Source organism: Streptomyces sp. NPDC031265 (genome assembly GCF_055570295.1).
In genome coordinates this window covers 202,364-216,147 of record NZ_JBVIHM010000009.1, presented here as the reverse complement: position 1 = coordinate 216,147, position 13,784 = coordinate 202,364, and the positions used below count along the sequence as shown (strand labels likewise).

The following is a 13,784-nucleotide window of genomic DNA, read 5'->3' as shown; positions in this document are numbered from 1 at the left end:
GACTGAAGGAACACACATGCTTATCGCTCAGCGTCCCTCGCTGACCGAAGAGGTCGTCGACGAGTACCGCTCGCGGTTCGTGATCGAGCCGCTGGAGCCGGGCTTCGGCTACACCCTCGGCAACTCCCTGCGCCGCACCCTCCTGTCCTCGATCCCGGGCGCCGCTGTCACCAGCATCCGGATCGACGGCGTTCTGCACGAGTTCACCACCGTGCCGGGCGTCAAGGAGGACGTGACCGACCTCATCCTCAACATCAAGCAGCTGGTCGTCTCCTCGGAGCACGACGAGCCGGTCGTGATGTACCTGCGCAAGCAGGGCCCGGGTCTCGTCACCGCCGCCGACATCGCGCCCCCGGCCGGTGTCGAGGTGCACAACCCCGACCTGGTCCTCGCCACGCTGAACGGCAAGGGCAAGCTGGAGATGGAGCTGACCGTCGAGCGCGGTCGCGGCTACGTCTCCGCCGTGCAGAACAAGCAGGTGGGCCAGGAGATCGGCCGTATCCCGGTCGACTCCATCTACTCGCCGGTGCTCAAGGTCACGTACAAGGTCGAGGCGACCCGTGTCGAGCAGCGCACCGACTTCGACAAGCTGATCGTCGACGTCGAGACCAAGCAGGCCATGCGCCCGCGTGACGCCATGGCGTCCGCCGGTAAGACCCTGGTCGAGCTGTTCGGTCTGGCGCGCGAGCTCAACATCGACGCCGAGGGCATCGACATGGGCCCGTCCCCCACGGACGCCGCCCTCGCCGCTGATCTCGCCCTGCCGATCGAGGAGCTTGAGCTCACCGTTCGGTCGTACAACTGCCTCAAGCGTGAGGGCATCCACTCCGTGGGTGAGCTCGTGGCGCGCTCCGAGGCCGACCTGCTCGACATCCGCAACTTCGGTGCGAAGTCGATCGACGAGGTCAAGGCGAAGCTGGCCGGCATGGGCCTGGCCCTCAAGGACAGCCCGCCCGGATTCGACCCGACCGCCGCCGCCGACGCCTTCGGCGCCGACGACGACGCGGACGCCGGTTTCGTCGAGACCGAGCAGTACTAAGAGAAACTTCCGGCTCGCACTAGCGGGTCGGTAACTGACACCGGTACCTGACACGGCCGGTGCAGACACTAGGAGAAACACCATGCCGCGTCCCGCAAAGGGTGCCCGTCTGGGCGGCAGCGCCGCGCACGAGCGTCTGCTTCTCGCCAACCTGGCGAAGTCGCTGTTCGAGCACGGCCGCATCACGACGACCGAGGCCAAGGCCCGCCGCCTGCGTCCGGTCGCCGAGCGCCTGATCACCAAGGCGAAGAAGGGCGACATCCACAACCGTCGCCTGGTGCTGCAGACGATCACCGACAAGGGCATCGTCCACACCCTCTTCACCGAGATCGCGCCGCGCTTCTCGGAGCGTCCGGGTGGTTACACCCGTATCACCAAGATCGGCAACCGCCGTGGTGACAACGCGCCGATGGCCGTGATCGAGCTGGTCGAGGGCGAGATCGCCAAGAAGGCGACCGTCGCCGAGGCCGAGGCCGCTGCGAAGCGCGCCGTCAAGGAGGCCGACGAGGCCAAGGCCGCCGAGGCGACCGAGGTCGAGGACGCCGCTCCGGCGGAGGAGTCGAAGGACGCGTAAGCGTTCCGCAGACTGACGGACGGGTCCGTTCCCTTCGGGGGACGGGCCCGTTCCGCTTTTGCTGCCGGTCCTGGAGGACCGGTCTGAGAGGATCAGTTACGTGAGTGATGAGGTGGAGCCCGGCCGCGTCCGGGTGCGTCTTGACCTGTCGTACGACGGCAAGGACTTCTCCGGCTGGGCCAAGCAGCCCAGCGGCCGTCGGACGGTCCAGGGCGAGATCGAGAGCGCGCTGCGCACGGTGACGCGGTCGCCCGAGACGTACGACCTGACGGTCGCCGGGCGCACCGACGCGGGCGTGCACGCGCGCGGGCAGGTGGCCCATGTCGACCTGCCCGAGGAGGTCTGGGCCGAGCACCGTGAGAAGCTGCTGCGGCGCCTCGCGGGACGGCTGCCGCACGACATCCGGATCTGGCGGGTCGCGGAGGCCCCCGGCGGGTTCAACGCGCGCTTCTCCGCGATCTGGCGGCGGTACGCGTACCGGGTGACCGACAACCCCGGCGGCGTCGACCCGCTCCTGCGCGGCCATGTGCTGTGGCACGACTGGGAGTTGGACGTCGAGGCGATGAACGCGGCCTCGGCCGCGCTGCTGGGCGAGCACGACTTCGCGGCGTACTGCAAGAAGCGCGAGGGCGCCACCACCATCCGCACGCTCCAGAAGCTGTCCTGGGTGCGGGGCGAGGACGGCATCATCACGGCGACCGTGCGGGCGGACGCGTTCTGCCACAACATGGTCCGCTCGCTGGTGGGTGCGCTGCTGTACGTCGGTGACGGGCACCGGGGTGTGGAGTGGCCGGGCAAGGTGCTGGCGGCGGCGGTACGGGACTCGTCGGTGCACGTGGTCAAGCCGCACGGGCTCACCCTGGAGGAAGTCGGCTACCCCGCCGACGAGTTGCTGGCCGCGCGCAGCCGCGAGGCGCGGAACATGCGGACGCTGCCGGGGGCCGACGCGGGAGCGGGCTGCTGCTGACGGGGGTAGGGGGGTGCCGCTTGGGCGGGGTTTCCGCAGGACAACCATCTTCGGTGGTCGCTGGTCTGGGTGACCATGAGATCTGTCCAGAAGAGGAGACCCATCCCTTCTCTCGCCGCGGTCGCGGGGCTGGTCGCGGGGCTGGTCGCGCTGGGCCTCGCGGGCCCGGCGCGGGCCGCCGAAACGCCGGGTGACGCGGCGCAGTTGGCGTTCGGCTGGACCGACATGCCGAAGCAGTCCAAGGCGGACACCGTTCTGCACAGCCGGTTCGCCCTGGTCAACAAGGGCAAGGCCGCCGTCCCCGACGGGGTGATCCTCTCCATCCGGGCCACCCGGGGCCTGGACCTGACGCAGCACTTCTCCAACTGCGAGTACGGCGACAGCAAGTGGTACTCGTACGAGCGTCGGCTCCTGTGCTTCGTGCCGGGTGCCGTCGAGGCGGGCGCGGCCTACGAGCTGTCGTCGAAGCTGGATGTGGCGGCGGGTCACATCGCGTACAAGGAGTGGCTCTTCGCCGCCGCGCTCCCGGACACGCCGGCCAACCGGGCGGAGCTGCGCGGCGACGCCAAGGCGGTCAAGGGCGAGGGCCCCGAGCTGAAGCTGAACAGGCTGCCGGAGGGTGCGCCGGACCCGAAGCCGCTGGGCGAGGACGAGTTCATCTTCGAGAACAAGGCCGACTTCGCGGTGACCGGCACCCGCGTGAAGGGGGCGCCGGGCCAGACCGTGAAGGCGACCGTGGAGTTCCGCAACCTCGGGCCCGCGTGGGTGAACGAGCTGTGGCGCCAGCGGTCCATCACGGGCGTCGCGATCGACTTCCCCGCCGGTGTCGAGGTGACCAGGGCGCCGGCCCACTGTGCCCCGCCGAGCCCCCCGGACTTCCCGTCCAAGCCCGGCGTCGACTACACGTGCTTCACCAGCTACATCGTGACCGAGGACGAGCGGGACGCGTTCACGTTCGAGGTGCGGCTCGGCAAGAAGGCCGGGACGACCAAGGGGAGCGCCGAGATCACGGCAGCGCCGATCGACACCACCAAGAAGAACAACACGGCTGAGCTGGTCTTCGAGACGGCGGCCGAGGGTTCTGGGACGGGCGGGACTACGGGCGGAACCACGGGTGGCACCACGACGACGGGCGGCGGCACGTCCGGCTCCACCGGGGGCTCCACCTCGGGCGGGTCCACCTCTGGTGGTCCGTCCCGCACATCCGCCTCGTCCGTCGGTGGCACCACGGGCGGCACATCCGGGACCACCGGCGGATCCGGCGGCCAGCTCGCCGCGACTGGTACCTCGGTCACCCCCGCCCTGGGCGGTGGGGCGCTGCTCCTGGTGGTCTCGGGCACGGCCGCGAGGATCGCGGCCAAGCGCCGTCGGGGCTGAGGTTCCGCTTCGGCTGCGGGCCGTCTGTGGCGGGTCGCTCCCCCAAGTTCTCGGCTTCGCTCGAACAGGTGACCCCCATCGCGGCGGAGCCGCACATGTCACAGCCCCGCGCTCCTATGGGGCGCCCGGTGCCGTCGCGGCCGCCTGGGCCTGGGCCTCGCCGCGGGCGACGATCTGGCGGAAGGTGAATTCGGCCAGATCGTCGCCCGCGGCGAAGGCGTTCTTGTCGCCCTTGGTGACGCTCTTGCCGTCGGTGTAGCCGCTGATGCTGAAGTACGCGTACCGGCCGTACGAGTTGGAGAGGTTGCGGCAGACCGCGTGGCCGCCGTCGCAGAACCCGGAGGCCCCGTCGCCGGTGAGCGGGGCGAGGCCGATGCCCGCCTGCTGCTTGGCGCGCAGCGCTTTCGCCTCGGTCTCGAAGGTGGCCACGCCTATGGTCACGGCGACGCCGTCCCTCACATAGGTGGCCCGGATGACCTGGTCGCAGCCGTTGGACGTGAGGGCCGAGCCGAGCGAGCCGCGGGTCGCGGCGGCGCAGTCGGTGGTCCGGGCGGTGGCGGCCTTGGTGTAGGTGCGGTCGCCCATCTTCAGCGTCCTGCCGGGGAAGAGCGTGTCGGCGCTCAGCGGCGCCTTGTCCTTCTTGGCGCTGGATATGAAGTCGTGCGGGTTGGGCGGGGGCGGCGGCGCCACCGACGAGAACGACGGCTGCGGCTCGGCGGTGCCGCTGGGCAGCGTCTGCGGGGAGGGCAGCTCGCTGGCGGACTTCCCGTCGGCGCCGTTCTTGGAGTCACCGGTGCTCACGATGGCGGTCGCGACGATGGCCACCACCGCGGCCGTGGCGATCGCCCCGCCGCCGATCAGCAGCCAGCGCTTCTTGCGGCCGCGCGCCGCGGCCTCGTCGGCGAGCGCCGCCCAGTCCGGTGTGCCGTTGCCGTTGTCCCCCGGGCCCCATGCGGGTCCCCCTTGCCCAAAGCTCATGGCGCGCATCTTAATTCGGTTGTGGGCGGACGTACGGAGTGGGCGACAATCCGCGTATGGGACATGTAGAGGCCGCACACCTGGAGTACTACCTGCCGGACGGGCGGGTCCTGCTCGGCGACGCGTCGTTCCGGGTGGGGGAGGGTGCGGTGGTGGCCCTGGTCGGGGCGAACGGCGCCGGGAAGACGACCCTGCTGCGGATGATCTCCGGCGAGCTCCAGCCGCACGGCGGGACCGTCACCGTGGGCGGCGGGCTCGGTGTGATGCCGCAGTTCGTGGGCTCGGTGCGGGACGAGCGTACGGTCCGTGACCTGCTGGTCTCGGTGGCTCAGCCGAGGATCCGGGAGGCGGCGGCCGAGGTGGACCGGGCCGAGCACCTGATCATGACGGTCGACGACGAGGCCGCGCAGATGGCGTACGCGCAGGCGCTGAGCGACTGGGCGGAGGCGCGGGGGTACGAGGCCGAGACGGTCTGGGACATGTGCACGATGGCCGCGCTCGGCGTTCCGTACGAGAAGGCGCAGTTCCGGCAGGTGCGCACGCTCTCCGGCGGCGAGCAGAAGCGGCTCGTCCTGGAGTCGCTGCTGCGCGGCCCGGAGGAGGTGCTGCTGCTCGACGAGCCGGACAACTACCTCGACGTGCCGGGCAAGCGGTGGCTGGAGGAGCAGCTGGGCGCCACCCGCAAGACGGTGCTCTTCGTCTCGCACGACCGGGAGCTGCTCTCGCGGGCCGCCGACAAGATCGTGAGCCTGGAGCCGAGCCCTGTGGGCACGGACGTGTGGGTGCACGGCGGCGGCTTCGCCACTTACCACGACGCCCGCAAGGAGCGGTTCGCCCGCTTCGAGGAGCTCAAGCGGCGCTGGGACGAGGAGCACGCGCGGCTGAAGGCGCTGGTGCTGCGGCTGCGCAACCAGGCGGCGATCAGCCCGGACATGGCGTCGCGGTACCGGGCGATGCAGACCCGCTTCAAGAAGTTCGAGGAGGCCGGGCCGCCGCCGGAGCCGCCGCGCGAGCAGGAGATCTCGATGCGGCTGCGGGGTGGGCGTACCGGTATACGTGCCGTGACCTGCGAAAACCTTGAGCTGACCGGGCTCATGAAGCCGTTCTCGCTGGAGATCTTCTACGGCGAGCGGGTGGCGGTCCTCGGGTCGAACGGTTCCGGGAAGTCGCACTTCCTGCGGCTGCTTGCCGGGGACGCGTCGGTGGCGTCCACGGGCACCTGGAAGCTGGGGGCGCGGGTGATTCCCGGCCACTTCGCGCAGACCCACGCGCACCCGGAGCTGCTGGGGCGCACGCTCGTCGACATCCTGTGGACGGAGCACGCGAAGGACCGGGGCGGGGCCATGTCGGTGCTGCGGCGGTACGAGCTGGAGCGCCAGGGCGACCAGGCCTTCGAGAAGCTCTCCGGCGGCCAGCAGGCCCGCTTCCAGATCCTCCTCCTGGAGCTGTCCGGGACCACGGCGCTGCTCCTGGACGAGCCGACGGACAACCTCGACCTGGAGTCGGCGGAGGCGCTCCAGGACGGGCTGGAGGCGTACGAGGGCACGGTCCTCGCCGTCACCCACGACCGCTGGTTCGCGAAGTCCTTCGACCGCTATCTGGTCTTCGGCTCGGACGGGGTCGTACGGGAGACGGGGGAGCCGGTGTGGGACGAGCGGCGGGTGGAGCGGGCGAGGTGAGCCCCACCCCGCCCCTTCCCTAAACCCTCCGGGGGTGGGTGGGGGCGAAGGTGGCTCTCCTGGGGGCTACGCCCCCAGACCCCGGGGCGGGGCTACGCCCCTGCACCCCTGGCGCCCCTGCACCCCTGGCCGGGGCTGCGCCCCCGGCCCCCTGGCGGAGCCTGCGGCCCCTGCACCCTGCTTACGGGGGCTTCGCCCCCGGTACCCCCGCCGGGGCTGCGCCCCCGCCCCCGCTTCGGGGCTCCGCCCCGGACCCCGCTCCTCAAACGCCGGAGGGGCTGAATGTACGGGCCCCGCCGCGCAAACGCCGGAGGGGCTGAATGTGCAGGCCACACCCCTCACTCCGGAGGGCTGAATGTGCCCGGGCCCCGTGCTGCCTCAAGGGGCGCGGGGAACTGCGCGGCCAGCCGCACACGGCCCGCTGACGAACCCCGCACCCTCGAAGGGCCTCGCGGTGAACTGCGCGGCCAGGCACACACGGCCCGCTGACGAACCCCGCACCCTCGAAGGGCCTCGCGGGGAACTGCGCGGCCAGGCACACACGGCCCGCTGACGAACCCCGCACCCTCGAAGGGCCTCGCGGGGAACTGCGCGGCCAGGCACACACGGCCCGCTGACGAACCCCGCACCCCCGCAGGGCCCCGCGGGGAACTGCGCGGCCAGCCGCACACGGCCCGCTGACGAACCCCGCACCCTCGAAGGGCCTCGCGTGGAACTGCGCGGCCAGCCCCCACCCGCCCGCAGACGAACATGCGCCCACGGAGGGCGCGCCCCCATCGGCCCGCAGGGCGAAACCCGCACCCCCCGCCGCGCGGTTTTGACCCGCACGGGGGACCCCGGGTATTCTTCTGGTTCGTTATGCGTATTGGCTTGGTCGTTCTCACGCGAGGGGCCCTTACGCCGGTCCACCGGGCCGATGACCAGCGGCAGGCACTCGGGTTGCGTCCCCGATGTGCCGCCAGGGCTGTCGTGATCGTCCGGGTGGCCTTGTCAGGACCCTTCCCCTAGGTCTTAACGACCTGGGGGAGACCCCACTCTGAAGAAGCGAAGGCTACGACCGTGCGTACGTACAGCCCTAAGCCCGGCGACATCACTCGCCAGTGGCACGTCATTGACGCGCAGGACGTCGTCCTGGGCCGTCTGGCGACGACCGCTGCCAACCTCCTCCGGGGCAAGCACAAGCCTGTGTATGCGCCCCACATGGACATGGGTGACTTCGTCATCATCATCAACGCCGACAAGGTTCACCTGTCCGGCAACAAGCGCGAGCAGAAGCTGGCCTACCGCCACTCCGGCTACCCGGGCGGTCTGCGCTCGGTGCGCTACGACGACCTGCTGAAGAACAACCCGGAGAAGGCCGTCGAGAAGGCCATCCGCGGCATGATCCCCAAGAACACCCTGGGCCGTCAGATGCTCTCGAAGCTGAAGGTCTACTCGGGCGACCAGCACCCCCACGCTGCCCAGCAGCCGGTGCCGTTCGAGATCACCCAGGTCGCGCAGTAGTTCCGGCCCCACCCCCTAAGACAGAAAAGAATCTGAGGAGCATCGTGGCCGAGACCACTGTCGAGACCCCCGTCGAGGGCGAAGAGACCTACGCGGAGGTCACCACCTTCGAGTCCGAGGTCCCCGTCGAGGGCGAGTACACCACCGAGTCGCTGGCGTCCCGCTTCGGCGACCCGCAGCCCGCCGCCGGCCTGGGCCGTCGCAAGAACGCCATCGCCCGCGTCCGGATCGTCCCGGGCACCGGCAAGTGGAAGATCAACGGGCGTACGCTCGAGGACTACTTCCCGAACAAGGTCCACCAGCAGGAAGTCAACGAGCCCTTCAAGGTGCTCGAGCTCGACAACCGCTACGACGTCATCGCCCGCATCTCGGGTGGCGGCGTGTCCGGCCAGGCCGGCGCCCTGCGCCTCGGCGTGGCCCGTGCGCTGAACGAGGCGGACGTCGAGAACAACCGCCCGGCGCTGAAGAAGGCCGGCTTCCTCTCCCGCGACGACCGTGCGGTCGAGCGCAAGAAGGCCGGTCTCAAGAAGGCCCGTAAGGCCCCGCAGTACAGCAAGCGCTAAATCGCGCCTGCCGCCTGTACGGCTCTCGTCCGCCCCGGCAGCACTCTTCGTGCTGCCGGGGCGGGCTTGTTTTTGGCACCAGTGGTGGGCGCCCGGGTGCGGCGCCTGGTGGATCTCTATGGAGGACAGCAGTGGGACGACTCTTCGGCACCGACGGTGTACGCGGTATGGCCAATGCCGATCTGACGGCTGAGCTCGCGCTCGGCCTGTCGGTCGCGGCGGCCCATGTACTCGCCGAGGCGGGTACCTTCGCGGGCCATCGGCCCACCGCGGTGGTCGGGCGCGACCCCCGCGCGTCCGGGGAGTTCCTGGAGGCCGCGGTCGTCGCGGGCCTCGCCAGCGCGGGCGTCGACGTGCTGCGCGTCGGTGTGCTGCCGACCCCGGCCGTGGCGTATCTCACGGGCGCGCTCGGCGCGGACCTCGGCGTGATGCTCTCCGCCAGCCACAACGCCATGCCCGACAACGGCATCAAGTTCTTCGCGCGCGGCGGCCACAAGCTCGCCGACGAGCTGGAGGACCGCATCGAGCGCGTCTACGACCAGCACCGCACGGGCGAGCCGTGGGAGCGGCCGACCGGTGCCGGCGTGGGCCGCGTCCGCTCGTACGAGGAGGGCTTCGACAAGTACGTCGCCCACCTCATCGGCGTGCTGCCGAACCGCCTCGACGGTCTGAAGGTCGTCCTCGACGAGGCGCACGGCGCGGCCGCCCGGGTCTCGCCGGAGGCCTTCACGCGGGCCGGTGCCGAGATCGTCACGATCGGCGCCGAGCCGGACGGGCTCAACATCAACGACGGCTGCGGCTCGACCCATCTCGACCTGCTGAAGGCCGCCGTCGTCGAGCACGGCGCCGACCTCGGCATCGCGCACGACGGCGACGCGGACCGCTGCCTGGCCGTCGACGCGCAGGGCAACGAGGTCGACGGCGACCAGATCCTCGCCGTGCTCGCGCTGGCCATGCGCGAGCAGGGCACCCTGCGGGGCGACGCCGTCGTCGGCACGGTCATGTCGAACCTCGGCTTCAAGATCGCCATGGAGCGCGAGGGCCTCCAGCTGGTCCAGACGGGCGTTGGCGACCGGTACGTCCTGGAGGCGATGAAGGAGCACGGCTACGCGCTGGGCGGCGAGCAGTCCGGCCACGTGATCATCCTCGACCACGCGACCACCGGCGACGGCACGCTCACCGGTCTGATGCTGGCGGCCCGCGTCGCCGCGACCGGCCGTACCCTGGCCGACCTCGCGGGCGTCATGGAGCGCCTGCCGCAGGTCCTGGTCAACGTGCCGGACGTCGACAAGTCCCGGGTGTCCACCTCGGCCGAGCTGACCTCCGCGGTCACCGAGGCCGAGCGCGAGCTGGGCTCCACGGGCCGGGTGCTGCTGCGCCCGTCGGGCACCGAGCCGCTGGTGCGCGTCATGGTCGAGGCCGCCGACATCGACCAGGCGCGGTCGGTGGCGGGCCGTCTGGCCGACGTGGTGAAGTCCGCGCTGGGCTAGGCCGGTCGCGTACGTTCGTACGCCCAACGAGCGGGCCCGCCGGGGGAGTTCCCCCGGCGGGCCCGTCTGTGTTCGCGGACCGGCTACAGCTTGCGCAGGGACAGCTTCTGGACCTTGTGGTCGGCGCCCTTGCGGACGACGAGGGTGGCGCGGCCGCGGGTGGGGGCCACGTTCTCCACCAGGTTGGGCCGGTTGATGGTCCGCCAGGCGGTGCGCGCGTAGTCGAGCGCCTCCTCCTCGGAGACCTGGGTGTACTTGCGGAAGTACGAGGACGGGTTCTGGAAGGCCGTCTCGCGCAGTTTGCGGAAACGATTCAGGTACCAGGTCTCGATGTCCTCGGTACGGGCGTCCACGTACACGCTGAAGTCGAAGTAGTCGGCGAGGCCGACCCGGGTGCGGCCGTCCTGGCCCGGCAGGGCGGGCTGGAGCACGTTGAGGCCCTCGACGATGAGGATGTCCGGGCGGCGCACGGTGAGCACCTCGCCGGGCACCCTGTCGTAGATCAGGTGCGAGTAGACGGGCGCGGTGACCTCGTCCTTGCCCGCCTTGATGTCGGCGACGAACCGCGTCAGCGCGCGGCGGTCGTAGGACTCCGGGAAACCCTTGCGCGACATCAGACCGCGCCGCTGGAGCTCGGCCATCGGGTAGAGGAACCCGTCGGTGGTGACGCGCTCCACGCGCGGGTGCTCGGGCCAGCGGGCCAGCATCGCCTGGAGGAGCCGGGCCACCGTGGACTTGCCGACGGCGACCGATCCGGCCACGCCTATGACGAACGGGGTGCCGCGCTGGGCGCCGTGCCCGTTCTTGCCCGCGTCGCCCAGGAACGTGTTGAGGGCGCCGCGCAGCTCGGCGGTGGCCTGGACGTACAGGTTGAGCAGTTGCGAGAGCGGCAGATAGATGTCCCGGACCTCGTCGAGGTCGATGACGTCGCCGAGTCCGCGCAGCCGCTCCACCTCCTCGGCGGTCAGCGGCAGCGGTGTCTTGTCCCGCAGTGCGCTCCACTCGCTGCGGGTGAGGTCGACGTACGGCGTCGAGTCCGCCCGGCGTTGGGCGCTTCGTGGCGGCGAAGTGATCACAGGCCCATTGTCGGGGCTGGCGGCCGGATGTGGGGGGTGGGGTGGGTCACGCGGCGGACCGCCCCGGGCGGGGCCGCGGCAGCGGGCCCGATTCGCGGCCGTACGGTCGTAGGCTGCCGCCATGTGCGGAATCGTCGGGTACGTGGGAGCGCAGTCAGCGCTCGATGTTGTCATCGCCGGGCTGAAGCGGCTCGAATACCGGGGCTACGACTCGGCGGGGATCGCGGTCCTCGCCGACGGCGGGCTGGCCGCGGCCAAGAAGGCGGGCAAGCTCGTCAACCTGGAGAAGGCCCTGGTGGACCGGCCGCTGCCGAGCGGCTCCACGGGCATCGGACACACCCGCTGGGCCACCCACGGCGGGCCGACCGACGCCAACGCCCATCCGCACCTCGACAACGCGGGCCGGGTCGCGGTCGTCCACAACGGGATCATCGAGAACTTCGCGGCGCTGCGGGCGGAGCTGGAGGAGCGCGGCCACGCCCTGGCCTCCGAGACGGACACCGAGGTCGTCGCCCACCTCCTGGCGGAGGCGTACTCCTCGACCGAGGACCTCGCGGAGGCGATGCGGCAGGTGTGCCGACGGCTCGACGGGGCGTTCACGCTGGTCGCGGTGCACGCCGACGAGCCGGACGTGGTGGTCGGGGCGCGGCGGAACTCCCCGCTGGTGGTGGGCGTTGGAGAGGGTGAGTCCTTCCTCGCCTCGGACGTGGCCGCGTTCATCGCCCACACGCGGTCCGCGATCGAGCTGGGCCAGGACCAGGTCGTGGAGCTGCGGCGGGACGGTGTGACGGTCACCGACTTCGACGGGGCTCCCGCACAGGTGCGGTCGTACCACGTGGACTGGGACGCGTCGGCCGCGGAGAAGGGGGGCTATGACTACTTCATGCTCAAGGAGATCGCCGAGCAGCCCAAGGCCGTGGCCGATACGCTGCTCGGCCGGATCGACGGCGCGGGTTCGCTGACGCTCGACGAGGTCCGCATCCCGGCCTCGGTGCTGCGCGAGGTCGACAAGGTCGTGATCGTCGCGTGCGGTACGGCGTACCACGCGGGCATGATCGCCAAGCTGGCGATCGAGCACTGGACGCGGATCCCCTGCGAGACGGAGCTCGCCAGCGAGTTCCGCTACCGGGACCCGATCCTCGACCAGCGCACGCTGGTGATCGCGATCTCGCAGTCCGGCGAGACCATGGACACCCTGATGGCACTTCGGCACGCCCGCGAGCAGGGTGCGAAGGTGCTGGCGATCTGCAACACCAACGGCTCGACGATTCCGCGCGAGTCGGACGCGGTGCTGTACACGCACGCGGGCCCGGAGGTCGCCGTCGCGTCCACGAAGGCGTTCCTGACCCAGCTGGTGGCCTGCTATCTGGTCGCCCTGTATCTGGGCCAGGTGCGCGGGACGAAGTGGGGCGACGAGATCCGGGCGGTGATCCGGGACCTGGCGTCGATCGCGCAGGACGTCGACCAGGTGCTGGAGACGATGGAGCCGGTGCGGGAGCTGGCGCGCTCGCTGGCGGCGAAGAACACGGTGCTGTTCCTGGGCCGTCATGTGGGCTACCCGGTGGCGCTGGAGGGCGCGCTGAAGCTCAAGGAGCTGGCGTACATGCATGCGGAGGGGTTCGCGGCGGGGGAGCTCAAACACGGCCCGATCGCACTGATCGAGCCGGATCTGCCGGTGGTGGTGGTCGTTCCTTCGCCGCGTGGCCGGTCGGTGCTGCACGACAAGATCGTGTCCAACATCCAGGAGATCAGGGCGCGCGGGGCGCGGACGATCGTGATCGCGGAGGTCGGGGACGAGGCGGTGGTGCCGTACGCGGACCATCTGATCCGTATCCCCGCGACGCCGACGCTGCTGCAGCCGCTGGTCGCCACGGTCCCGCTCCAGGTCTTCGCCTGCGAGCTGGCCACGGCGCGGGGCAACGAGGTCGACCAGCCGCGCAATCTGGCGAAGTCGGTCACCGTCGAATGATCATCGGGGTCGGGATCGACGTGGCGGAGGTCCGGCGCTTCGGGGAGTCCCTGGAGCGGACGCCCGGGCTGCTCCAACGGCTCTTCGTGGAACAGGAGTTGCTGCTGCCGAGCGGGGAGCGGCGGGGCACGGCGTCCCTGGCGGTCCGCTTCGCGGCGAAGGAGGCCCTGGCGAAGGCGCTGGGCGCGCCGGCGGGGCTGCACTGGACGGACGCGGAGGTGTACGTGGAGGAGAGCGGGCAGCCGCGGCTGCGGGTGCGGGGGAGTGTGGCGGCTCGGGCTGAGGCGTTGGGGGTTCGGGGGTGGCATGTTTCGCTGAGTCATGATGCGGGGGTGGCTTCGGCGGTGGTGATCGCGGAGGGGTGACGTTGCCCCACCCCGCCCCTTTCCCCAAACCCTCCGGGGGTGGGGGGAGGGTGAAGGTGGGTTCTCCCGGGGGCTGCGCCCCCGGCCCCCCGTTGCGGGGCCTGCGGCCCCTGCGCCCCGGACCCGTTCGTCTGCGGGCTGTGTGTGGCTGGTCGCGCAGTTCCCCCCGCCCCTCACCCCCCCCAGGGGCGGGGGGGAACTGCG

General features: G+C 71.1%; 12 protein-coding genes. 10 read left to right on the top strand and 2 right to left on the bottom strand.

Going from position 1 to position 13,784, the window contains the following annotated elements:
* The first annotated feature begins 16 nt into the window (after positions 1–16).
* From ACZ499_RS16940 to ACZ499_RS16925, 4 genes are all read left to right on the top strand, one after another.
* Positions 17–1,039, top strand: a complete 1,023-nt coding sequence (locus tag ACZ499_RS16940) for a DNA-directed RNA polymerase subunit alpha (RefSeq protein ID WP_003956430.1) — start codon at positions 17–19, stop codon at positions 1,037–1,039.
* A gap of 82 nt (positions 1,040–1,121) precedes the next feature.
* Positions 1,122–1,613: a 50S ribosomal protein L17 gene (gene rplQ / locus ACZ499_RS16935; RefSeq protein ID WP_371654208.1), complete on the top strand. Its 492-nt coding sequence runs from the start codon at positions 1,122–1,124 to the stop codon at positions 1,611–1,613.
* 100 nt (positions 1,614–1,713) lie between these two features.
* Positions 1,714–2,580 (top strand): tRNA pseudouridine(38-40) synthase TruA, encoded by an 867-nt coding sequence (gene truA, locus ACZ499_RS16930; protein WP_468675751.1) that lies wholly within the window; start codon positions 1,714–1,716, stop codon positions 2,578–2,580.
* A 75-nt stretch (positions 2,581–2,655) separates the two neighbouring features.
* Positions 2,656–3,957, top strand: a complete 1,302-nt coding sequence (locus ACZ499_RS16925) for a hypothetical protein (protein ID WP_468675749.1) — start codon at positions 2,656–2,658, stop codon at positions 3,955–3,957.
* A gap of 114 nt (positions 3,958–4,071) precedes the next feature.
* Here ACZ499_RS16925 and ACZ499_RS16920 read toward each other — a convergent pair whose 3' ends face one another.
* Positions 4,072–4,935 (bottom strand): hypothetical protein, encoded by an 864-nt coding sequence (locus ACZ499_RS16920; RefSeq protein ID WP_468675748.1) that lies wholly within the window; start codon positions 4,933–4,935, stop codon positions 4,072–4,074.
* 56 nt (positions 4,936–4,991) lie between these two features.
* On the opposite strand from ACZ499_RS16920, the gene ACZ499_RS16915 reads away from it, so the two are divergent.
* The 4 genes from ACZ499_RS16915 to glmM all read left to right on the top strand — a co-directional run bounded on the left by ACZ499_RS16915 (position 4,992) and on the right by glmM (position 10,170).
* Entirely contained in the window at positions 4,992–6,614 is a 1,623-nt protein-coding gene (locus tag ACZ499_RS16915; protein WP_468675747.1) for an ATP-binding cassette domain-containing protein, read from the top strand.
* A gap of 1,059 nt (positions 6,615–7,673) precedes the next feature.
* The gene (gene rplM / locus ACZ499_RS16910) at positions 7,674–8,117 is read left to right on the top strand and encodes a 50S ribosomal protein L13 (protein WP_385549891.1); all 444 of its coding nucleotides are present in this window, start codon (positions 7,674–7,676) and stop codon (positions 8,115–8,117) included.
* Between the two features lie 44 nt (positions 8,118–8,161).
* Positions 8,162–8,680, top strand: a complete 519-nt coding sequence (gene rpsI, locus ACZ499_RS16905; RefSeq protein WP_358836279.1) for a 30S ribosomal protein S9 — start codon at positions 8,162–8,164, stop codon at positions 8,678–8,680.
* Between the two features lie 131 nt (positions 8,681–8,811).
* Entirely contained in the window at positions 8,812–10,170 is a 1,359-nt protein-coding gene (gene glmM / locus ACZ499_RS16900; RefSeq protein WP_468675745.1) for a phosphoglucosamine mutase, read from the top strand.
* Positions 10,171–10,253: 83 nt separating this feature from the next.
* On the opposite strand, the gene coaA is transcribed toward glmM, so the two are convergent.
* Entirely contained in the window at positions 10,254–11,246 is a 993-nt protein-coding gene (gene coaA / locus ACZ499_RS16895; RefSeq protein ID WP_385549897.1) for a type I pantothenate kinase, read from the bottom strand.
* 121 nt (positions 11,247–11,367) lie between these two features.
* Here coaA and glmS point away from each other — a divergent pair, with 121 nt between their 5' ends.
* The gene (gene glmS, locus ACZ499_RS16890; RefSeq protein WP_385549900.1) at positions 11,368–13,215 is read left to right on the top strand and encodes a glutamine--fructose-6-phosphate transaminase (isomerizing); all 1,848 of its coding nucleotides are present in this window, start codon (positions 11,368–11,370) and stop codon (positions 13,213–13,215) included.
* On the top strand, positions 13,212–13,580 hold the full coding sequence (locus ACZ499_RS16885) for a holo-ACP synthase (protein WP_385549903.1): 369 nt from the start codon (positions 13,212–13,214) through the stop codon (positions 13,578–13,580). Before glmS ends, ACZ499_RS16885 begins: the two co-directional genes overlap by 4 nt.
* Positions 13,581–13,784 lie beyond the last annotated feature (204 nt).